This is a genomic window from Microbulbifer rhizosphaerae (genome assembly GCF_014191725.1).
Lineage (GTDB): Bacteria > Pseudomonadota > Gammaproteobacteria > Pseudomonadales > Cellvibrionaceae > Microbulbifer > Microbulbifer rhizosphaerae.
On record NZ_JACHWZ010000005.1, the window covers coordinates 50,742 to 71,315 of the forward strand.

Annotated in this window: 21 protein-coding genes; 6 read left to right on the forward strand and 15 right to left on the reverse strand. The window is 60.6% G+C overall.

The features are described 5' to 3' along the window. The first annotated feature begins 14 nt into the window (after positions 1-14). The 5 genes from xerC to FHS09_RS06395 all read left to right on the forward strand — a co-directional run bounded on the left by xerC (position 15) and on the right by FHS09_RS06395 (position 3,685). Complete coding sequence (gene xerC, locus FHS09_RS06375; RefSeq protein WP_183457911.1) at positions 15-1,043, forward strand: site-specific tyrosine recombinase XerC; 1,029 nt, start codon at positions 15-17, stop codon at positions 1,041-1,043. A 729-nt stretch (positions 1,044-1,772) separates the two neighbouring features. Then, positions 1,773-2,063, forward strand: a complete 291-nt coding sequence (locus FHS09_RS06380; RefSeq protein ID WP_183457913.1) for a hypothetical protein — start codon at positions 1,773-1,775, stop codon at positions 2,061-2,063. A gap of 336 nt (positions 2,064-2,399) precedes the next feature. Next, a complete protein-coding gene (locus FHS09_RS06385; protein WP_183457917.1) occupies positions 2,400-2,843 on the forward strand; it encodes a hypothetical protein in 444 nt (147 codons plus the stop codon). Between the two features lie 7 nt (positions 2,844-2,850). Next, positions 2,851-3,249, forward strand: coding sequence for a hypothetical protein (locus FHS09_RS06390; RefSeq protein WP_183457919.1), 399 nt, complete (start codon positions 2,851-2,853; stop codon positions 3,247-3,249). 55 nt (positions 3,250-3,304) lie between these two features. After that, positions 3,305-3,685: a DUF6984 family protein gene (locus FHS09_RS06395; protein WP_183457921.1), complete on the forward strand. Its 381-nt coding sequence runs from the start codon at positions 3,305-3,307 to the stop codon at positions 3,683-3,685. Between the two features lie 922 nt (positions 3,686-4,607). Here FHS09_RS06395 and FHS09_RS06400 read toward each other — a convergent pair. Then, the gene (locus tag FHS09_RS06400; RefSeq protein WP_183457923.1) at positions 4,608-4,949 is read right to left on the reverse strand and encodes a hypothetical protein; all 342 of its coding nucleotides are present in this window, start codon (positions 4,947-4,949) and stop codon (positions 4,608-4,610) included. Between the two features lie 8 nt (positions 4,950-4,957). After that, on the reverse strand, positions 4,958-5,371 hold the full coding sequence (locus FHS09_RS06405; protein WP_183457925.1) for a hypothetical protein: 414 nt from the start codon (positions 5,369-5,371) through the stop codon (positions 4,958-4,960). A 111-nt stretch (positions 5,372-5,482) separates the two neighbouring features. On the opposite strand from FHS09_RS06405, the gene FHS09_RS06410 reads away from it, so the two are divergent. Beyond that, a complete protein-coding gene (locus FHS09_RS06410) occupies positions 5,483-5,863 on the forward strand; it encodes a VOC family protein (protein ID WP_183457927.1) in 381 nt (126 codons plus the stop codon). A gap of 224 nt (positions 5,864-6,087) precedes the next feature. Here FHS09_RS06410 and FHS09_RS06415 read toward each other — a convergent pair whose 3' ends face one another. From FHS09_RS06415 to FHS09_RS06475, 13 genes are all read right to left on the reverse strand, one after another. Continuing rightward, positions 6,088-8,271: a LamG-like jellyroll fold domain-containing protein gene (locus FHS09_RS06415; protein ID WP_183457929.1), complete on the reverse strand. Its 2,184-nt coding sequence runs from the start codon at positions 8,269-8,271 to the stop codon at positions 6,088-6,090. Positions 8,272-8,518: 247 nt separating this feature from the next. Then, the gene (locus FHS09_RS06420) at positions 8,519-8,779 is read right to left on the reverse strand and encodes an oxidase (protein WP_183457931.1); all 261 of its coding nucleotides are present in this window, start codon (positions 8,777-8,779) and stop codon (positions 8,519-8,521) included. 1 nt (position 8,780) lies between these two features. Then, on the reverse strand, positions 8,781-9,458 hold the full coding sequence (locus FHS09_RS06425; RefSeq protein WP_183457933.1) for a cytochrome c oxidase subunit 3: 678 nt from the start codon (positions 9,456-9,458) through the stop codon (positions 8,781-8,783). Beyond that, positions 9,445-11,061, reverse strand: a complete 1,617-nt coding sequence (locus FHS09_RS06430) for a cytochrome c oxidase subunit I (RefSeq protein ID WP_183457935.1) — start codon at positions 11,059-11,061, stop codon at positions 9,445-9,447. Before FHS09_RS06430 ends, FHS09_RS06425 begins: the two co-directional genes overlap by 14 nt. After that, positions 11,054-12,028 carry a cytochrome c oxidase subunit II gene (gene coxB, locus FHS09_RS23200; RefSeq protein WP_183457937.1) on the reverse strand — a complete coding sequence of 325 codons (975 nt, stop codon included), beginning with the start codon at positions 12,026-12,028 and terminating at the stop codon, positions 11,054-11,056. The genes FHS09_RS06430 and coxB overlap by 8 nt, the downstream gene beginning before the upstream one ends. Continuing rightward, complete coding sequence (locus tag FHS09_RS06440) at positions 12,025-12,798, reverse strand: SCO family protein (RefSeq protein ID WP_183457939.1); 774 nt, start codon at positions 12,796-12,798, stop codon at positions 12,025-12,027. The genes coxB and FHS09_RS06440 overlap by 4 nt, the downstream gene beginning before the upstream one ends. Then, positions 12,795-13,142 (reverse strand): hypothetical protein, encoded by a 348-nt coding sequence (locus FHS09_RS06445; RefSeq protein ID WP_183457941.1) that lies wholly within the window; start codon positions 13,140-13,142, stop codon positions 12,795-12,797. The genes FHS09_RS06440 and FHS09_RS06445 overlap by 4 nt, the downstream gene beginning before the upstream one ends. After that, positions 13,135-14,172: a hypothetical protein gene (locus FHS09_RS06450; protein WP_183457943.1), complete on the reverse strand. Its 1,038-nt coding sequence runs from the start codon at positions 14,170-14,172 to the stop codon at positions 13,135-13,137. Before FHS09_RS06450 ends, FHS09_RS06445 begins: the two co-directional genes overlap by 8 nt. Next, entirely contained in the window at positions 14,169-14,708 is a 540-nt protein-coding gene (locus FHS09_RS06455; RefSeq protein ID WP_221191835.1) for a c-type cytochrome, read from the reverse strand. The genes FHS09_RS06450 and FHS09_RS06455 overlap by 4 nt, the downstream gene beginning before the upstream one ends. Positions 14,709-14,935: 227 nt before the next feature. After that, the gene (locus FHS09_RS06460) at positions 14,936-15,475 is read right to left on the reverse strand and encodes a quinol:electron acceptor oxidoreductase subunit ActD (protein WP_183457945.1); all 540 of its coding nucleotides are present in this window, start codon (positions 15,473-15,475) and stop codon (positions 14,936-14,938) included. Continuing rightward, positions 15,468-16,832, reverse strand: a complete 1,365-nt coding sequence (gene nrfD / locus FHS09_RS06465) for an NrfD/PsrC family molybdoenzyme membrane anchor subunit (RefSeq protein WP_183457947.1) — start codon at positions 16,830-16,832, stop codon at positions 15,468-15,470. The genes FHS09_RS06460 and nrfD overlap by 8 nt, the downstream gene beginning before the upstream one ends. 140 nt (positions 16,833-16,972) lie before the next feature. Further along, positions 16,973-19,903, reverse strand: coding sequence for a 4Fe-4S dicluster domain-containing protein (locus FHS09_RS06470; RefSeq protein ID WP_183457949.1), 2,931 nt, complete (start codon positions 19,901-19,903; stop codon positions 16,973-16,975). After that, entirely contained in the window at positions 19,891-20,535 is a 645-nt protein-coding gene (locus FHS09_RS06475; protein ID WP_183457951.1) for a cytochrome c3 family protein, read from the reverse strand. Before FHS09_RS06475 ends, FHS09_RS06470 begins: the two co-directional genes overlap by 13 nt. Between the last annotated feature and the right edge of the window lie 39 nt (positions 20,536-20,574).

Consider the following 20,574-nt stretch of genomic DNA (forward strand, 5'->3'; position numbering starts at 1 on the left):
CTTCCGACACCGCCATGGACAATCAGAGCCTCACCTACCTTAGCCGCCTCTACCTCGACTACCTGCAAAGCCTGAATTACTCCCCGCGCACCATGGGCCACCGGAAAACCACGCTCAGGCAGTTCGACGACTGGTGCCAGGAGCGCGGTATCGTCAAGGCCAGCAGCGTCACCAAACCAATCCTGGAGCGCTACAGAAGACACCTGCACCACAGCCGCGACAAACGCGGCAACCCCATCAGCGCCCACAACCAACTGGCCCGGCTAATCCCCCTGCGCGGCTTCTTCAAATGGGCCACGCAACAGAACTACTTGCTGTACAACCCGGCGAGTGAACTGCAACTGCCCCGGGTGGAAAAGCGATTGCCCAAAGCCACCCTCAGCCCCGAGGAAGCCGAGCTGATCCTCTCGCTGCCGGACACCGACACCGGCGAAGGCATCCGCGACCGCGCCATGCTGGAAATACTCTACTCGACGGGCATCCGGCGCATGGAAGTGGTCAACCTCACCAAGGTGGATCTGCACATGGACAGGGGCGTGCTGGCGGTTCGGCAGGGCAAAGGCAAAAAGGACCGCTTCGTACCCATAGCCGCAAGGGCCGTGGAATGGATACAGCACTATCTCCACGACGTGCGCCTGTTCTGGGCCGTGGAACCGGACCCCGAGAACCTGTTCCTGGAACCCAATGGCCAACCGATTACCGACGACCGGCTCAGCCGCATCGTGGCCAAATACATCAAGCAGGCCGACATCGGCAAGACCGGCGCCTGCCACCTGTTCCGGCACACAGTGGCCACTCTAATGCTGGAGAACGGCGCCGACATCCGCTACATCCAGCAACTGCTCGGCCACGCCAGCATCGGCACCACGGAGATTTACACCCAGGTGTCGATAGTGAAGCTCAAGCAGGTGCACGAGTTGACACACCCGAGTCTCCACCGGCGACAAAAACAAACTGCCGGGGCAGAACCGGAGGCGACCGAGGAAGCATTGCTGGCCCAGTTGGACGCGGAAAGCGCGGAGGAGCAGGACGGGACCGGCTGAGCCCTTATCCGCCTGTCACATGGCTTGCAAAAAACAGCGCAAGCCAAGGTGCCAGGCTCGCCCCGTGCCGGCGGATAATCCCTACCGTTCGTTCCAACCGCCGCAAACGACGCGGCGGGCCGCGCTACGCACGGCACAGGCAAAAAGGTGGCTGCAAAAGCGGGCTGGGGTCTGTCACGGCCCTTGCAGAAAAAGCGCAAGGCCCGCGCCAGCCCCCATCCCACTTTAGCGGCCGCTTCCCAGCCATGCCTCCCCCGGCCTCGCAAAAAGCGCTCGTCCTCCCCGCCCGAACAACGCCTGCCCGCCGTGTAGAGCAACCCCTGTGGTGCCCGTAGTCTCCTGCCGCCACTGAACGCCGTGCCCGCGTAAAGTCTTTAAGCGGGCAGGCCGGGCTGGTCGCATGGCTGGTTTTTTACCCCCCTAGCCCCCCAAGGGGGAACACAAAAAGCCTGCCGCAAAAAGCGCGGCAGAAAGCGTTTATCTCTCCCCCCTAAATCCCCCCGCTGGGGGGACTTCAAGGCCGCGGCAAGCCGCGAAAGCTTTTTACCTTGGGGTCCGTGCCACCTGGAAACCCCGTGTCTGCTGTGTGTCCCCTCAGCATAACCCCGTGCTCAACCAGTCAAGGCCAAGCCCTTCGGGTGCTCCGCTGAACAGCGCTCCGCAGCCTTGACAGGCCTGCGCGCGAGGTTCTGCCAAGTGGCCACACAACAGCCACTAAGGAGGCAAAGCATGGCCATACCAAAGCCAATCCAAGATGAAATAAACCAGCTGCCGTATCCGCTGGACAAAATCCTCAACACCGCGAACAGCCTGCGCCAAACCGGCACCACCGGCGCCAGCACCGGCGAGCTAATCGCCGCCGCCTTCGCCCTGGAGCGCATCGAGTACCTGCCGCAAGGCTGGGGCGTCATCGAGGCCTGGGAACGCCTGGACGGCGAATGGCAGATGTACGTCAAGCACCTGCGGCAGGAGTGCCGGCACCTGATCGAAGCCATCGAAGAAGCCGCGCCACCGTTCTAGCGGCCGGCCGGGAGGGGCAAACGCCCCTCCGCTTTAGCCGCTTCTTTAGCCGCTTGCAGCGGCCGAACCGGCCGCCTGTCGGCGGCCCTTCGGGCGCTGCCGCGCCCGGAGGGCGGCTAAGCGGAAAAGCGCATTGCCACCGTTCGCGCATCCCGCTAAGGTAAAACCCGCGTCGGGGCCAAAAAGTGGTAAGGGGCCGGCGGCGCCGGGGAACGCGGGCGGTAAGCCGTTGATTGCACTGGAGAAAACCGGAAGCTAAGGTAGGACCGGCCTCGGGGTGATGTCTCTGCACAAGAGGGGGGATGTCGTGCGCCAATGGCATGCGCTGGGGTTTATATGGAGTCAGTAAATGACTATTTTGGTCCTGTAGATCAATTAACGGGTGGTGCTGCCTATCTTTGGGCTGGTTATTTAAAGCACTCTTTACGAAATGTAAATGGTAGGGTTGATATACAAAATGGCAGATGGACCCCGTTCCCTATTACAAATGCAATGTCAAATTCTAAATTAATGAAATCATTAAACGTGGCGTCGAAGCCCTTTTTTGTGGTGGGCACTACATTAAGTGTTGGTAAGGGAATTAATGCTGGCATCAATGGCGATATTCCTGGTGTAGGGAAAGCTTCTACTGATGCGGCAATGGGTACGATATCATTTTTTGGTGGTCCCCCGGGATGGGTTGCCGGTGCTAGTTATTTTATTTTTGACGCTACTGTTGGTGTCGAGTCTTTAAGCGGGCCTTTAGCTGATAAGATGTGTGCAGTGTCTGGCAATTGTTAGGTTTTTTATGCTTAGTATTAAAAAAAGTTATATAGGCTTATTTTTGGCTTGCTACACTTGGATTTCTCAGCGAAATCCAAGTGATGAGTATAATAAAGTAAATGCTGTTTACCTTATGTCATTTTTAATGAGCTTAAACCTTGCGTGTTTCCCAGCTCTTGCATCTCTGTTATTTGAGATAGATGTAATTCATATATATTCGAATTGGACTGCACCTGCAATCGTAATTGCACTTTCTTCAATGCTGCTCAATTTTATATGCATATATTTTTTGTGTGGTGATGATATTCAGAAGTATATGGAATCAAATGCAATAGGTATGGGCAATGAAAAAAGAATGTTTGTCGGCTATGTGATTTCCTCAGTACTTTTACCTACAGTTTTGGCGTTGTATTTTTTGCTTTAAAATGCAGGCCAATGGGGCAGGCTCACCCCCCCCTAGCTTCTTGACGGAACAATCAATGTTGGGAGAATTCACGGTGTACCGTAAACCGACTAGGGATGAGCAGCGCTTAATTAAACATTTAGTATCAGAGGCTAAAGACTTTACTCTTCCGGATGACTGGGCGGAGAAACTTGCCGTAGAGGACATGGATGACGGCGGGATGGGAAGTTTGAAATTAGTTGTTCAAGGGTTAGCTGAATATGATCGAGAGTTTGGTCGGCAAGTAAGTGAATGTCAGTTTGCGGACGCTGATGACATTAATGTTATTGCCTCACTCTATGTAGACCAAAAAGGGAATTTATTTGAGCTTGATATTTGGAAAACCAATTTCGATAAGCTGATAAAAATACCTGCTTGTTTTTTACCTGTCCAAGTAGAGCAAAGTCAGGCGAAGTGATTTTTGGGTATCCCACCAATGCCCCGGCAGGGCCCCCATAGTAGGGCCTCGTGTTCTGGATGCCGCGATAAAAATAGGGCCGCAACCATCAATTTCTCCTCCAGGTCGGTATGACGATCTTCACCGAGCCATCGAATATATGTATTCAGATTGATTTTTTGTTCTTGATGGCTTGGGGTGTTGAAAAATGAAAAATAAGGGCTCTGTTATTAGCTACCCATTTTTGTTTTATAGTTTGTATCGCTTTAGCTCAACAAAGTGGGGGGGGAATAGAGGTGCTCCGCATGTTTGGGCCGTTTCTATACTTTGTGTGCTAGTTTCTTTTGCGTTTATGACGGTGGAAATTGCTCTCAGGAAAAATGGCATCTCTACGTTGTCTGAGATTAATCTATTTCCTTTTTTGCCTGAATCCATCAGTTCATTTTGGCCATTTGTAGCCATAGTGATTTTCAATTTCTTTTTTTTTCTTTAAATCAAGCAGGTGGTCGAATTACGTTGCACGATATGACTGTATGGAAAAGTCGGATAAAAATAAGGGATATGTGTTTGCGGCCTGTTTAGTATTTGTTCTGTTTGCTACCCATATCATTCAGATTTTGAATTTTAGTTAGGATGCGTCAAACAAGTGGACGCCCACAAAAGCCCCGGCAGGTTGTCCTACCGGGGCTTTGTCGTTGTAGAGCTGGTGTGACGATTACCGCTCCAGCGGCGGGGAAGAAAGAAGAATAGGAAAGAAGAATAGGACACCCACTAATTGAAAGATGAAACAGGCGTGACTTCAAATCGGTTACAAGGCTCAATGAACTCAGCCGGTAGATGATATTTCTCGGCAGGCGGTGAATGGCGTGCCAAGCGGCGTTTTGGAAATGTAGAAAACCCTCGCAAAGCCTGCGATGGTGCTCTTTAAGAGAAAAACAAGTGGTCAGGAAGCAGCGGGTGGCGAGAAATAGCGCTCGCAGTCGCGGATGCCCTGCGCCCAGCGCTTGCCGAGCCGCTCGCAGGCACTGCGCATCGAATGCGCGGCGCCCACCAGGGATTTGAAGCGGCTCTCGAAGTTCCGGTTGAGATAGAAAGAAGAATAGAGAAGAATAGGACACCCACTAATTGAAAGATGAAACAGGCGTGACTTCAAATCGGTTACAAGGCTCAATGAACTCAGCCGGTAGATGATATTTCTCGGCAGGCGGTGAATGGCGTGCCAAGCGGCGTTTTGGAAATGTAGAAAACCCTCGCAAAGCCTGCGATGGTGCTCTTTAAGAGACAAACAAGTGGTCAGGAGGCAGCGGGTGGAGAGAAATAGCGCTCGCAGTCTCGGATGCCCTGCGCCCAGCGCTTGCCGAGCCGCTCGCAAGCACTGCGCATCGAGTGCGCGGCGCCCACCAGGGATTTGAAGCGGCTCTCGAAGTTCCGGTTGAGGTAGAGCCAGTGCTGTGGATCAATCTGCAATCTGTCGAGAATCGGTGGCAGTTTTTCGTCGATGGCGCCGCGCTTGCCCTCACGCAGAATGCGTCCGCTCCAGTCCACCAGTTCCAGATAGCCGTCCAGGGACAGGGGAATGCCTTCAGGCATGGATTCGCGGGGGTTACCGGCAAAGGGGAACAGGTTTCGCGGCTGCCTGGCTTCCCGGGCAGCCTCGATACGCCGCTTGATGGAAGTATGGTCCGATGCCTCCGGCGTCTGCGCCATCTTCGCGCGGATCGGATTTAATTTATACTGACCCCGGAACCGCACTCAACTGGTGACCGAAACAAGGCCTATTTATTGCAGCGCTTTCAATTGTAAATGAGGAGATAAAGAATGTTCAGCCATATAATGATCGGCGCCAATGACGTCGAGGAATCCAAAATATTCTACGACGCCATTCTGGGAGCCCTGGGCCACGAGCCGGGCGTTATGGATGAGAAGGGCCGCTGCTTCTACTTCACCAAAAACGGCGCCTTTGCAATCACCAAACCCATCAATAACGAACCGGCATGCCACGGCAACGGTAGCACCATTGGCTTCGCGGCAGGGAGTCCCGAGATGGCCGATGGCTGGCACGCAGCGGGGCTGGCCAATGGCGGTACCGAGTGCGAAGATCCCCCGGGTGCGCGCGAAGCCGTTATGGGCAAGCTTTACCTGGCTTACCTGCGCGACCCGTCCGGCAACAAGATTTGTGCTCTCCACCGGATGGGCTGACGATTAAACGATCGCTGAAGGCGCACCGTTAAAGCCATATTTTTCGAGCGCTCTCAGCGATTACTTTGTGTTCGGGATTGACAACGAAGTAAGGTCTTTAAATTCGTATCTATTAAAAACCAACAAAGCCCCGGCAGAGTGATCTGCCGGGGCTTTTTCATCGAACGCCGCCATCCAGTAACCCGTCGCTATTACAAGTTAACCGGATTGGCGAACAGCAACAGTCAAGGCGTCGCCAAAGTGCCAATCTCACTGGCGGACAAGGCACCGCTATAGATTCTGAAATCGTCAATCTTGCCGGCCAGGAAGGCATCGGCAGAATATTGCGAGCGGCCCAGCCAATTTTGGTTGGTGCTGTTCAGCCGGAAGGGCGCCAGTGCCATTGTCTCGTGGCGGGCGGCTTCCGCCCCGTTCACATACAAAATCCCAACGCCGTTTTTAAGCGTTACCGCCAGGTGCACCCAGCTTCCGGTTTCCAGGGGATCATTTGCGGTGATGACTTCATCCGCATGGTAACTGACTTTGGTGATTGCGAATCGGGCAACGCCGTCAGCAGTGGCTGGAAGCAGAGTCATATAGCGCTGGTCGCTGACACCGAAATCAAACAGGCGCGCATTGGTTTTGGCTTCGTCCAGGTGGAGCCAGGCAGCCACAGTGAAGTCAGACAGCTCCTCAACCACCCCTTCATCGAGCTGCACAAAATCGTCCACGCCATCCAGCGATACAGCCTGGCCAGTGACTCCCGGTACCAGTTCGGCGCCGTTCATCAGGGTGCCGATGTCGCTGTCATTCACGCTGTTCTTCAGTGTGTCGGATTCGCTCTCGTCAAAAGTGAGATGCACTTTCAGGCGCGTGCCCACTTCCGCCAGGGCGGTTTTGGATGGCTCGCTTAGACCGTCGGCGGACAGGGCGGTTACCCGGTAATGGTAATCCTGTCCGGTCTGGACATCGGTATCGGTATGGGTCAGATACTCGCCAGGGTAAATCGTGGCAATGGTGGCAAACTCACCGTCCACGTCGTCGGCACGCTGCAATTGATAACTCTCCGCGCCATATGCACCCCACCACGACAGGACAACAGTATCGCCTTCGATACGCGCTGTCAGGCCGCGCGGAGCGCCGCCGATTTCAGGTTCATCCAACGCTTCGGTCAGGGAGCCCCAGCCCAATTCATCGTTGCTCCAGCGCCAGACTTCACGGCCAACATCCGCGTGTTTGGCTTCCATCCACGGAGTCGCAATGCCGAGTCGGTTCCGGTAGTGGTTCAACGGCAACATCCAGGAACGGCGTTTGTGTCCGCGCGAGTGGCTGGAAATAGATTCATTGTACCTGTCAACACAGTTGGGTCCGTAGGGTGTGAAAGGCACTTCTTCATTGACGTTATAGCGGGCGATGTACTCCATCGCCGACAGCAAACGATAGTTCTCCCAGGCAAAAAGGTCGTCGCCCTGATTCCAGGCCTGTTTGGCAATCACACCCATCAGGGTGACGCCGAGATTGGAATGACCTTGGTCGCGTCCGCTTTCCTGATATTGCCCCATGTTGCCATCGTGCAGGTAGTACACCAGGTTATCCAGGGCACCGGTGCCCTGGCCGTGGTAGAGATAATCCAGGGCTTCCAGGTAAATGTCCTCGCGGTCGGCAAAAATGCCGATGGCCATCATCCCGGTGATGTTGGCCAGGTCCCAGTTGGCCCAAAAGTGGGACAGGCAGGAACCATCGTGTCTGGCCAGCCAATCGCTGTTTAAGGGGTAGAACAGCTCCAGTAGCATGGTTTGAAAGCGCTCGATATCGGCCTCTGCCCACCCCTCATAGCTGCGCATGATTTCCCCGATGTTGGCAAGTTGGTAACCGTAAAGACCGGCAGCAAGGTATTTGTCGGTATTGCCAGTCACTTCTTCCAGGGTGGACGACCAATCGTTCAGGAAGGTGACGGCCAGATCGCCATAGGCATCCTCTTTGGTGATATTCCAGGCCAGGGCGAGGCCGTACATAGCGCGCAGATCTTCGATCAGGGTCAGGTAATTTTCGTCCGATCCGCCTCTAATGAGAGTGGTGAACGCCTGGGGTTCCTGATCCAATTTGGTGTCTTCATAGTTGATCAGAGTATTCCAGGTTTCGGCCCAAGGGTTCTCGCCTGCGGCGATCTTGGTGCGCATACGCTCGAAATCCGCCTCGGTGTGCAAGAGGCCGGGATGAGTGAAGGGTGACTCTACTGGCTGGGATACATCCCCGCTCGTATCGGCGGTATCATTGTTGTTGTCATTATTGCCGGACGAGTCTGCCCCGTTATTATTGTTGGTCGAGGTTGTCTCATCATTATTATCGGACGAGGTTGTCCCGCTGCCCCCTCCGCCGCAAGCCGTCAATAGCATTACCAACAAACTGCCCACCAAAATCCTGTGCATAAATCCCCCCCTGAAGATAACGGCATTTGAACGCATTGGGTTTGGCGGAGAACCCGGCTTCGCGAGCCTATGGAGCCGACCAATCCACCAACAAATACCGGGCTAAAAAGAAGTGGGACACTCTATCAGAGAATGTTTTATCGAGCTGTTTGCACAACAGACATTTAATCCGGTTATGCGAACCAGTTAGCAGATCTAACGGGAGCTGGTGATTCTTGCTTCCAGTGGCATCGCGTACGTTTTGCCTTCAGCGCGTCAGCACATCCGCCAAGGTCAGCATTAACAGCAATGCAATCCACAGCAACCCGCCCAATGCGAACAGCCGCAGCAGTCCGCTGGCGGCCCGCAGTTGCATAAATACCACCATCACCAGCGCGGCCATGGCGATCGCACAAAGAAAGTGCACCGTGTAGCGCAAGGCTGTGGAAGCCATTGCGGTCGCCAGCAGGCTGATCCCGAGCAGGATGAGCAGTGCCAGCCAGGTAATTACGGCGGGGCGATAGTTCAATTCAGCCTCTCAGCAAATAAAACAGGGTAAAAATAAAAACCCACACCACATCGATAAAGGCCCAGTAGAGGCCGGCGATATGCAGCTGGCGGTCGAGGCGGTCCGGCCTGCGCCAGCGCCGTACCAGCGCCAGCATCACCACCAGTATCGCGATGCCCACCAGCATATGCACCGCGTGCAGGCCGGTAGCGATGAAATATAAGTTGAAAAACAGCTCGGCAATCGCGGGCTGTTCGCCGGGATAGCGGAACGGTAAGACCAGCACCGGCATCAATTGGTGCCGGAATTCGCTGTACCACTCGAAGCCCTTGATCGCCAGGAACGCCAGGCCGAGGAGGATGGTGGCCAGCAGCCAGTACACCGCGACTTTTCGCAGCCGCGCGCCCGCCGCCAGCTCGGCCAGCATCATGGTGAGGCCGCTGCTCAACAGCAGCGCGGTATTGATCGCGGCCAGTTTCAAATCCAGGTGATGCGCCGCTTCCGCGAAGACGTTCGCGTATTGCAGGCGCAGAATCGCGAAGGCGGCAAAGAGCCCGCCGAACAGCAGTAGTTCGGTGAGCAGGAACACCCACATGCCCAGCAGCCCGGCGTGGCGCTGCTGGTCCATATCGTCGAACTGGGTTTCCGGCGGCGTTTCGTCCTCCGGCCTTGTGCCGGCCTGTCCGCTACTTGTAGGCATAGGGTTCCTCGGTAACCACCGGGGTTTCCGCAAAATTGTGCACCGGCGGCGGTGACGGGGTCTGCCACTCCAGCCCTGTTGCGTCCCAAGGATTGGGTCCGGATTTTTCGCCGTGGCGCAGGGACCAGGACAGGTAGATCAGCGGCAGCAGGTAGCCCAGGGCCAGCACACCGGCCCCCAGGCTGGACAGCACTTGTAATATCTCGAACTCCTCCGGGTAGGAGTGGTAGCGCCGGGGCATGCCCGCGTAGCCGAGCAGGAACTGCGGATAGAAAGTGAGGTTGAGCCCGATCAGCAATGCCAGTGCGGCCACTGTGGCCCAGGGCCTGGAGTACATGCGCCCGGTGAGTTTGGGCCACCAAAAATGCAGCCCGCCCATATAGCCGGTCACCGCGCCGCCCACCATGATGTAGTGAAAGTGCGCGGTGATGAAATAGGTATCGTGCAGGTGCACATCCAACGCCAGGGCGGCGAGGAAAACCCCGGTCAGTCCGCCGACGGTAAACAGTTCGAGAAAAGACAGTGCATAGATCATCGGCACAGAAAAACTGATCTGTCCGCGAAACAGGGTCGCAGTCCAGTTCAGGGTTTTGATCGCCGAGGGCACCGCCACCAGGAAAGTAAAAAAAGAAAACAAAATCCCCGCGTACATGCTCTGACCGGACACGAACATATGGTGGCCCCAGACTACAAAGCCGAACAGTGCGATCGCCATTATCGACAGCACCATACCCATATAGCCGAAGATCGGGTTGCGCGAGAAGCAGGCGACGATTTCAGACACCACCCCCATCGCCGGCAGGATCATGATGTACACCGCCGGGTGCGAGTAGAACCAGAACAGATGCTGGAACAGCAGCGGATCGCCGCCCAGAGCCGGATCGAAAATACCGATGCCCAGCACACGTTCCAGCGCAATCAACAGCAGGGTAACCGCCAGCACTGGGGTGGCCAGCACCATAACCAAGCCGGTGGCATAGTTGGCCCACACAAACAGCGGCAGGCGCAACCAGCTGAGCCCCGGGGCGCGCATGGTGTGAGTGGTGACGATAAAATTGATCCCCGTGAGAATCGAGGAAAAGCCGACGATAAAAACCCCGGTGGCCGCGGCCAGTACCGCGGAGTTGGAAAACAGGGTGGAATACGGGGTGTAAAAGGTCCAGCCGGTATCCACGCCGCCGGCGATCACCGCCGCGAGCGTAAACAGACCGCCGAGTGTATAGATATACCAAGACAATAAATTCAGTTTGGGAAATGCCATATCCCGCGCGCCGATCATCATCGGCAGCAGGAAATTGCCCAGGGTGGCGGGTATCGAGGGGATCAGGAAAAACCACACCATCACGATACCGTGCAGGGAAAAAAGTTTGTTGTAGCTCTCCGCGCTGAGCAGGTCGCCGGCCGGGCTGATCAATTCCAGGCGGATCAGCAGCGCGGCGGCGCTGCCGAAGAAGAAAAAGCCGGTGATGGACACCGCGTACAGCCAGGCGATGCGCTTGTGGTCGACGGTGAGCAGCCAGGAGCGGATGCTCCAGCCGCCGCTCAGGTAGTCCCGAGGCGTCGCGTGGCGGTCTTCGTTTTCACTGTAAACAACGCTAGTCATTTTGCTCGCCGGGTGTCAGTGACTGGATATAGGAAATGATCTGCAGGATTTCCTCTTCAGAAATTTGCCCGGAATAGCTGGGCATGATTGGCTGGTAGCCGGACACCAGTTGTTTCTGCGGCTGCAAAATGGAGTCGCGGATGTAGGCCTCGTCCGCGACGACGGTCTCGCCGCTGGCGAGCGGCACTGGCTTGCCGAAAATGCCCGCCAGCTCCGGCGCCAGTGTGGCGTCGCCGGGCTTGTGGCAGCCGCTACAGCCGTAGCTCTGGAAAAGCTGCTCGCCGGCGTCCGCCGGGCTGGGTGCGTCGCCCTGCCCCGCCAGCCACCGCTGGTAGCCGGTCTGGCTCATCACCACCACTTTGCCGCGCATGCGCGAGTGGTCGGTGCCGCAGTACTCGGCGCAGAACAGGTGGGATTCGCCGGTGCGGATCGGGGTGAACTGGGCGGTGGTATACATGCCCGGCACTGCGTCGCGCTTGAGCCGGAACGCCGGAAACGACAGGCTGTGGACCACGTCCTGGGAGGTGATGCGCAGCTGCACCGTCTCCCCCACCGGCAGGTGCAGGGTATTGATCTCGCGGGTGCCGTCCGGGTGTTGGAATTTCCACATCCACTGTTTGGCCACCACGTCGATGGTGATGTCCGTCGCCGGTTTGCCATAGAGTTCCAGGTACAAATGGCTGGCCCAGAAGAAGAGCCCGATAAAGGCTGCGCACAGCGACAGCGCAAAGCCGATTTCCACGCGGCGGCCGCTGCGGTCGGACAATAGTTTTCCCCGCCCGCGACCCAGGGTGCGCCGGTAGCGCGCCGCGAACACCACCACCAAGCCGGCGAGAATCGCCATCAACAGCCCGGAAATACCCAGCAGGGCGTAATACAGGTGGTCCACCTGGGCCGCGTATTCGGAGCCCTGCTGGGGGATCAGTTGCAGCCCGATCTGTGGATCTTCGATCGCCTGCTCGCTCACGGCGACCTCCTCCGCTGTAGGCCGACGATCAGACCGCCCAGTGCGAGCAGGGACAGTCCGCCGGCGACCTGCAGCAGGCGCATCACCGCGACACTGTAGCGGCCCGTATCCGGATCGAAGTGATAGCAGCGCAGCAGCAACTGGTCCACCGGGCTGCCAAGTTTGCCGCGGCCGGCGTCCACCAGCGCCAGGTGCAGGTCCGGCTGTCCGCGCTCGATGCGCAGCAGGTAGCGGCTGACCAGGCCGCCGGTGGCGACCACCACCAACCCCGCCGGGTGCGCGAAGCTGTCGCGCTCTGCGTCGTAGGCATATTGAAAACCCACCGCATCGGCCAGGGTATCGATGGCTGCGGCGCCGCCGGTCAACAGCTGCCAGTTGGAGACGATTTGTCCGTGCCGCTCGCGCAGGCGCCGAGCCAGTTGCGCGGCCTGCGCCGGCGTCTCCCGGGGATCGATACTCACCACCGCCACGCGGTAATCCCCCGCGGCGAACGGCAGATCGGCCGCGGCCCCGGCGAGTTGGTCCAGCACCATGGGACAGAGATGCGGGCACTCGAACCAGGACAGCACCAATATTAGCGGGCCCTGTTCAACCAGCGCGGTGAGTGTCACGGCGTCGCCATTTGCATTGCGAAACCCCGTCGCCGGCAGCGGCGCGCCGATGCGCTGATTGAATGCCACCGCATCCAGGGTTTTCTCCGCTGTCGGCTTCGCTTCGACAGCCAGCGTGAGCAGCAGAAGCAGCGGGCAGGCGCGGGTGAGCCAGTTCACTGAGGTGCCTCCGCATCTGGCAGGCCGCGCTCGAGCAGGAGGTCCATCGCGCGCTCGATCGGCATATGCACCACCCCGGCCTCCCGGTCCACCCAGCCCACGCTGTGCAGCCGCTGTTGCTCGCGCTCTTGGTAGCCGGCCAGATCCGCGAGAGGGTTGCGCTGCAGGCGCACCTGCCCCGGCGGCACCGGCAGCGGTTCGAACACCGGGGCGGGGGGACGCGGCAGCCAGTAGAGATAGAGCGGCCACATGGCCAGGCCGCCCAGCAGCACCAGCGCCAGGGTGAACAGCAGGATGTAGACGATCGGGCGCACCCGGGAAAGGTCGGCCTCGTGTTTAATCATCTTCAGCCCCGCGGTTTATTCGCTGGCCGGCGTTGTAACCAGCCCCGTAGATGGCGCCGACGACCAATACCAGTGCCGGCACCAACCAGACCTGTGGTGCACTCCAGCCGCCGAACGCCGGCAGTATCAGCCAGCAGATTTGCAGAATATGTCCGGCCAGGCAGGACGCCGCCGCAAACATCAGCCAGTCCGCGCGTCCCTTGGCGGCGCTGGACAGCAGAACGATAAACGGCAGCAGGAAGAAGAGCACAAAGGAGATCACACTGATCGGCCGCCAGGCGCCTTGGCTGCGGTGGATATACCAGCCGATCTCGTCGGGCAGGTTTGCCGACCAGATCACGATGTACTGGGAAAAGGCGGTGAATGCCCAGCCCAGCAGTATCGCCAGCCACAGATTGGCGATATCCCGGCGCGCGCCCGGGTCCATGTGCTGAGCGCCCAGTAGCAGCGCGCAGGCGATGGCGGCGGCCACCATACCGGTACCCAGCATCAGCCCGTAGATATCCGAATAGAACTCCGGCTCCAGGGACATAAACCAGTCGAAGGCGAAAAACGTCAGCGCCAGCAGCCACAGGATCAGTCCCGGCGCCTGTACCGGCGCGGTGCGCCGCCGCCACACGCCCAGCGCCCAGGCGAGCCCCAGCCAGATCGCGAAATAGCCCAGGCTGCGAACGACAAAAAAAGGCCGGTTCAGGTAGGCGAGCTTGTTGCGCACCACCTCCGGCAGTTCCTGCGCGGGCAGGGTCCAGGAAAACAGCGTGTGCAGGCCGAACAGCAGCGGCAGCATGGCCGCGGCGAACAGCGGCAGGGTCGCCGCCAGCGCCAGCCACAGCGGGCGGCTCTGTTCGCCCCAGCGCCCGCCGGTGAGGCCCTGGGTCATCAACATCGCCAGCGCGCCCAGCGGCAGCGAGCCCCAGATCAGCGCCGCCGCCAGCCAGCTGGAGGCAAATGCCGCGCCGCCGAGCGCGGCGCCGAGCGCGCCCAGTGCCAGCAGTGCAATTCCACCGGGCAGTATCGCGCGCGGAGTCACGGCGCTTTTCCTCCCTGGTTTTGCCGCTCCAGTTCCCGGCGCTGCTGCGGGGTGAGGTCCTCCAGCGAGCCGTGCTGCGAGAGTTGCAGCGCGCGAATATAGGCGGCGATGGCCCAGCGCTCATCCGGCGGCACCCGCGCGGCGTAGGAATACATCACGCCGAAGCCGTCGCTGATCACATCGTAGAAATGGCCGAGCGGCGCGTTGCGCAGGCGTGCGCTGTGCAGTGACGGCGGCGCGGGAAAACCGCGCTGTACGATGGCGCCGTCGCCGTTGCCGGTACCGCCGTGGCAGGGGCTGCAAAAAATATCGAAACGCTCGCGGCCGAGTTCCAGCAGTTCGCGGCTCAGGGGTTCGGGCAGGGTGGTCGGGCGCGTCTCCACTGCCTGGTTGCGGGATACCGTGCCCTCCACCGGCATTCGGGCGGACTGGTCGTTCGGCCAGCCGGGCGCGGCCTGGTAGGGATCGTAGCGGGGCTGGTTGCGCATATCCTGGCCGCAGGCGCAGAGCAGGAATATTGCGGTGAATATCAGCACAGGTCCCCGGTGTGGGGCTGGGTTCCGAAGCTCCTGTAGGAGCGGTCCGGCCGGGAGCGGCCCATGGCCGCGATCGGACTTTCCGCCGGCCGCGGGCGCTGATTGCCGGCTCCCGCAACGCAGGATTACTTCGAACTCCCGGGGCGGGCCTGCGGCCCGCAAGCGGAGCTGGAGCTCCGCGTTCCCGGGCTGGGCCGCCACCACCCTGGATTCTGTGCGTGAACTTCTCACAACATCAGCTCCCGCACATTTTCGGCCCCCTGCGCGCGCAGGAAATCCTCCACCTCTGCGGGATCGCCGCCGCGAACACTCAGGAAAAATCCGTCCGCGGACGCGCGCGCAAAGTCGTCGCAGTTGAATATCGGGTGGTAGTAATGGGGCAGGCGGTCTTTGGCCAACATAGTGATGGTCGCGGCCATCACCGTGGAGAAGATGCCCACTTGAAAGGTGACCGGCAGAAACGCGGGCCAGCTGTTGAGTGGCTTGCCGCCCACCACAAACGGATAGTCGATCACCGCGGTGTACCACTGCAGGAAAAAAGCCGCAGCCGCGGCGGTTGCGCCCAGCGACAGCGCAATCAGCGGAATACCCCGTTCGCGAAAGGTCAGCGCCTCGGCCAGCCCCGGCACGGGAAAAGGCGCGTGGGCCTCCAGCCGCCGGTAGCCGGCCTCGCGCGCGCTTAGGGTGGCGGCTACAAGCGCCTCCGGGCCGGCGAAGCGGGCGATCAGGCCATAGTGGTCTTGCTCGGAGTGGTTTTGCTCAGTCACCGCTTTTCTCCTTGTGAACCGCGCGGTAGATCGACACCCGCATATCGTGCATCGACACCACCGGAGCCAGGCGCACGAACGCCAGCAGCAGGAATGCAAACAGTCCCAGCGAACCCAGTGCCACCAACAGGTCCCACAGGGTGGGCCCGGAGAGGCCCCAGGCGGAGGGCATATAGCTCGCATAGGTGCTGGTGAACACTATCTGGAAGCGCTCGAGCCACATGCCGATATTGCTGGTGATCGCCAGCGCAAGCAGCATCGCCGGCGAGCGCCGCACCCGCCTGAACCACAGCAGTTGCACCAGCAGCGAATTGCACACAAACATAGCCCACCAGGCGGGCGCGTAGGGGCCGGTCCAGCGGTTGATATACACCGCGCGCTGGTACGGATCGCCGGAGTACCAGGCGGTAAAAACTTCCTGGATATAGGCGTAGTTCACCACCAGCGCGAACAGCAGCATCATGCGCCCCAGGTAATCCAGGTGGCGGCGGGTAATCAGGTCTTTGAGGCCGAACATCGCGCGGGTGACCACCGCCAGGAAAGACACGGTGGCAAATCCGGAAAAAAGCGCACCGGCGACGAAATACGGCGGGAAGATGGTGAAGTGGAACCCCGGCACCAGCGACACCGCCAGGTCCAGGGAGATGATGCCGGTCACCGACACCACGATCGGCGCCGCCACCGCCGCCAGCACCCGGTTGACCTGCTCGTAGCGCGCCCAGTGCAGCGCCGAGCCGCGCCAGCCCAGCGCCATAACCCCGTAAAAAATCTGCAGTCCGCGGGAGTGCGCGCGGTCGCGCAGGGTGGCGAAATCCGGCAGCAGGCTGAAGTACAGAAAGCCCAGGGTGAACACGAAATAGGTGGAGATGGCGAAGAAATCCCACACCAGCGGGCTGCGCCACTGGGGCCACAGGTCCATGGTATTCGGATAAGGTATCAGGAACTGCATAAACTGCGGTCGACCCAGGTGGACGATGGCGTAGATGCCGGCGCAGACGATCGCGAACAGGGCCATCGCCTCCGCCAGCCGCGCCACCGGCGCGCGCCAGGGCTGGCGCGTGAGCAGCAGCACCGCGGAGATCAGGGTGCCCGCGTGGGCGATACCGATCCACCAGATGGTATTCACGATGGGGAAACCCCAGGCCACCGGAATATTGACCCCGAACAGCCCGACGCCGACGGTGAACACCGTGCCCAGACACACCACAAACATCAGCGCCAGCGCCGCGGACACCGCAAATGCCAGCCGCCACCGGCCTCGCGCGCGCGGCTCCAGCACCAGGCCGGCGATGCGCTCGGTCATCGTTGTGTGTGTCAGGCCCTCGGGCAGCAGGGTTTCCGGTGTTGTCTGCGGCATTTCCTGTTTCCGGCATTCCAGAGCGATGGTGCCCGCGCCTTCTCCCCTCTCCCGCACGCGGGAGAGGGGCCGGGGGAGAGGGTGGGCAGCTCACCCTGTGATTCGAAAATTGAAGATTTCAAGCGGGCTTGAAGCACCATTCAATTTCCGGAATTGTCGTCTTCCTTTAACTCGGGATTCGGATTATGCACCGCCGCCAAATAGGTGGTGCGGGGCCGGGTGTTCAGCTCTTCCAGCATGGCATAGTTCAGCGGAAGTGCTTTCAGCCGGTTGAGTTCACCGCCGGCATCGGCCAGGTCGCCGAACACGATCGCCTGCGTGGGGCAGGCCTGCTGACAGGCGGTCTGCAGTGGTGTGTCCGGGTCCCAGCGCGCGGCGGCGATGCGCTGTACGCAATAGGTGCACTTTTCCATCACTCCCCGCGCGCGCACCGTCACATCCGGATTCTGCAGCGCCGGCTGTGCCGGATAGGCGGCATTGCTGTCCGTGTAGTTGAACCAGTTGAAACGGCGCACTTTGTAGGGGCAGTTCTGGGAGCAGTAGCGGGTGCCGATACAGCGCTGGTAGATCATCTGGTTGAGCCCATCCGCGGAGTGCAGGGTGGCCTCCACCGGGCACACGTATTCGCAGGGGGCGTTTTCGCAATGCATGCAGGGTACCGGCTGGAAGGTGGTGCGCGGCTGCGGTTCTGTTTCGGGAAAATAGCGGTCCACGCGCAGCCAGTGCATATGGTGGCCGCGGATCACCTCCTCGGCGCCCACCACCGGGATATTGTTCTCCGCCTGGCAGGCGGTGACGCAGGCGTTGCAGCCGATACAGGCGGACAGGTCGATGGCCATGCCCCAGGCGTGCTCGCTCTCTTCTCCCTTTATTGGCCAGTCCTCCGGATAGAGCGACAGCTCCGGCGGATGGTGCCGGGCGAAGGCGGGGTTGCGGCGGTAGCTGTCCAGGTCTGTTGCGCGGATCAGATCCCGCCCCTCGATCCTGTCGTGGATTTGTATCAGCGCCAGTTTTTGCCGCCCGCCGGTGGGCGCCAGGGTCGCCGGCTGTGCCCAGGGGCTGGCGCTGCTGCGCAGTTGGTAGGCGCTCACTCCCACGCCGTCGCCGACCCGGCCGGCGGCGGTGCGCCCGTAACCGAGATACAGGGTGACCGCGTTTACCGGTTGCCCCGGCAGCGCCAGCACCGGCACCGGTAGTTTTCTGCCGCCGCTCTCCAGCTCGACCAGATCGCCGTCGCGCAGGTCCCGATCCGCGGCCAGTTGCGGGCTGATCAGCAGCGCGTTGTCCCAGGTCAGGGTGGTGAGGGGGCGGGGCATTTCTTGCAGCCAGCCGTTGTTGGCGTAGCGGCCGTCCCACAGCGCCGGGTCCGGGCGCAGTTGCAGGACCAGGTCTGTCGCTGTGGACGAAGGTTCCGGGAGCCGCCCGGTCCAGCCGGCGGTGGGCTCGGCGGCTACAGCTCCGGCCGCGGTGTCCGGCACCAGCCCGTCGTGCAGGCTGCGGCGCCAGAAAACCTCGAAGTCGTCGCCCCGGTGGCGGCTTTGCCAGTACTCCTGTAGCAGCTTCAGCGCTTCCTCGTCCACGCCCCGCTCCAGCGCGGCGAACAGCTGCAATGCGGATTTGCCGCCGTGCAGGGGCTGGATCAGCGGCTGCAGCAGGGTGACGCTGCCGTCGAAGGCGCGGGCATCGGCCCAGGTTTCCAGCGGGTGCGCTGCGGGGATATGCCATTGGGAGAGGCGCGCGGTCTCGTCAAAATATTCGCTCCAGTGCAGCCGCCAGGGCACTTTCCGGAAGGCCTCGGCAAAGGCGAGATCGGCGGCTGCGCTGTACACCGGGTTGCTGTCCAGCACCACCAGGTCCCGCACCGCGCCGGTGTTTATTGCCGCGGTTAGCTCCACAAGCGATTCCGCATCGGTGTCGAAGGCCACCGGCGGTATCCATTCCAGTGTTTTCCCGAAAGCGTCGAGTTTGTGGTTGATAGCGTGGGCCAGAGCGTGCACCGCGGCCGGTTGCTGGTCGCCGGGGACTACCAGCGCCGCGCCGGGATGGCGCTGCAGGTCCTTCGCCAGCGCGTCGATCCAGGGTTCGGGGAGCGGATTTTGCCGCGGCGGCGCCACCGGGATGCCCAGGGCGATGGCGAGCTGGCGCGCCGCGTCCTCTATCTGCGGGTAGGCCAGGCCGTAACGCTGGTCGGCGTTGGCGCCGGTGACGCTGGGGGTGGATTCGACGGCGTAAAGCCGTGCGAGGTTTTCATTGCCGTCCCGGGGCCGGCGGCGCGCGGTGAAATCCCGCGCGTAGCGCAGGAAGCCGGGCTGGGACTGCATAAAGTCCGCGTCCAGCGCCAGCGCCACCTGCACCCGGTCGAAGCGGTAACGCGGCTCCAGGGCCTGGCCCAGCAGTAGGCGGCTGCCGGCGTAGACACCGTCGCGGTCCACCGGATCATGGAAGAACCAGCGCGCTTCGGGCCAGCGTCGGCGCAGCACTTCGATGCGGGCCTGAACGCTCGGCGAGGTGATTCTGCCGCTGACGAAGCACAGGCCCTGGCCCCTGTTCGCATTCCACTGTGCCTGCCGTTTCTGCAGTGCGCGCAGGCATTCGGTGTAGCTGGCGATGGCGCCGCGGTGGCGCACCGAGGCGGAGCGTTCCGGGTCGTAGAGGGACAGCACCGAGGCCTGGGCGATGGCATCGCAGGCGCCGAGGGTCGCGGGGTGCTGCGGATTGCCCTCGAGTTTGATCGGCCGGCCCAAGTCGCTTTCCACCAGCACCCCCTGGGCGTAGCCGGCGACGATCGACGCGCTGGCGTAGTAGTTGGGGCGCCCCGGCACCAGGTGTTCCGGCATGCGCACATAGGGCACCAGGTGTTCCCGCGGCTCGCGGCTGCAGCCCGGCAGCCCGGCCAGGGCCAGGCTGGCGCCGAGCAATTTCAGCAGGCCGCGGCGGCTCAGGGGCCGGTCCGCCTGCGCCAGCTCCGCCAGGCTGCGCCAGTAGCCGGCGCCGCGCTTGCCGGCGAGCTGCTCTCGCAACGCTTCCGGGTCGCCGGGTTCTTTTTTGTCGCCAGGCTTTAGCGGTGGCATATCACGCACTCGGTTATTCGATCCGTGTGAATCCGGTATTGGTGCAGCAGGGCGTCGCCGTTGCCGGCGGGTGCATAGCCCATGGCGGTGATCCGATCCTTCGGGCGCAGTGCGGTTGCGGGGTGGCGGTGGCAGTCCAGGCACCACTGCATGGTCATCGGCTTCGCCTGTCTCATCAGCGGCATCCGGTCCACCCGTCCATGGCAGGACTCGCAGCCGATGCCGCGGGTTACATGGGCCTGATGGTTAAAGTAGACAAAATCCGGCAGCTTGTGCACGCGGACCCACACCAGCGGCCGGTCCTGCTTCAGGCTTTCGCGCACCGGCGCGAGCATCTGCGCATTGGTCCACAGCTGGGAATGGCAGCTCATGCAGGTGTAGGTGTCCGGCAGCCCGGCAAAGGTCGAGCGGTCCACGGAGGTGTGGCAATAGCGGCAGTCGATGCCCAGGCCGCCCACGTGATGCTCATGGCTGAAAGGCACCGGCTGTTCCGGCACCGCGCCCTGGCCGGTGAGGTAGGGGGAGCGGTCCACGAAATAGGCGACACAGGCGACGGCCAGCAGCGCCAGCGCGCCGCCGACGAGCAGAATACGTGTCAGCCCATTGATCCTGGGGTGAAAGATCTGCGGCATGGGCACCTTCCGTGGGGTGAATGCCTCGCTGGCTACAGC

What these genes read in the sequence shown, in the direction of transcription:
- FHS09_RS06405 (WP_183457925.1), bottom strand. Translation starts at nt 5,371, where the DNA reads ATGGCGCAGACGCCGGAGGCATCGGACCATACTTCCATCAAGCGGCGT.
- FHS09_RS06475 (WP_183457951.1), bottom strand. Translation starts at nt 20,535, where the DNA reads ATGCCGCAGATCTTTCACCCCAGGATCAATGGGCTGACACGTATTCTG.
- FHS09_RS06445 (WP_183457941.1), bottom strand. Translation starts at nt 13,142, where the DNA reads ATGATTAAACACGAGGCCGACCTTTCCCGGGTGCGCCCGATCGTCTAC.
- FHS09_RS06390 (WP_183457919.1), top strand. Translation starts at nt 2,851, where the DNA reads ATGCTTAGTATTAAAAAAAGTTATATAGGCTTATTTTTGGCTTGCTAC.
- FHS09_RS06380 (WP_183457913.1), top strand. Translation starts at nt 1,773, where the DNA reads ATGGCCATACCAAAGCCAATCCAAGATGAAATAAACCAGCTGCCGTAT.
- FHS09_RS06425 (WP_183457933.1), bottom strand. Translation starts at nt 9,458, where the DNA reads ATGCCTACAAGTAGCGGACAGGCCGGCACAAGGCCGGAGGACGAAACG.
- FHS09_RS06395 (WP_183457921.1), top strand. Translation starts at nt 3,305, where the DNA reads ATGTTGGGAGAATTCACGGTGTACCGTAAACCGACTAGGGATGAGCAG.
- FHS09_RS06415 (WP_183457929.1), bottom strand. Translation starts at nt 8,271, where the DNA reads ATGCACAGGATTTTGGTGGGCAGTTTGTTGGTAATGCTATTGACGGCT.
- FHS09_RS06410 (WP_183457927.1), top strand. Translation starts at nt 5,483, where the DNA reads ATGTTCAGCCATATAATGATCGGCGCCAATGACGTCGAGGAATCCAAA.
- FHS09_RS06385 (WP_183457917.1), top strand. Translation starts at nt 2,400, where the DNA reads ATGGAGTCAGTAAATGACTATTTTGGTCCTGTAGATCAATTAACGGGT.
- FHS09_RS06430 (WP_183457935.1), bottom strand. Translation starts at nt 11,061, where the DNA reads ATGACTAGCGTTGTTTACAGTGAAAACGAAGACCGCCACGCGACGCCT.
- xerC (WP_183457911.1), top strand. Translation starts at nt 15, where the DNA reads ATGGACAATCAGAGCCTCACCTACCTTAGCCGCCTCTACCTCGACTAC.
- nrfD (WP_183457947.1), bottom strand. Translation starts at nt 16,832, where the DNA reads ATGCCGCAGACAACACCGGAAACCCTGCTGCCCGAGGGCCTGACACAC.
- FHS09_RS06470 (WP_183457949.1), bottom strand. Translation starts at nt 19,903, where the DNA reads ATGCCACCGCTAAAGCCTGGCGACAAAAAAGAACCCGGCGACCCGGAA.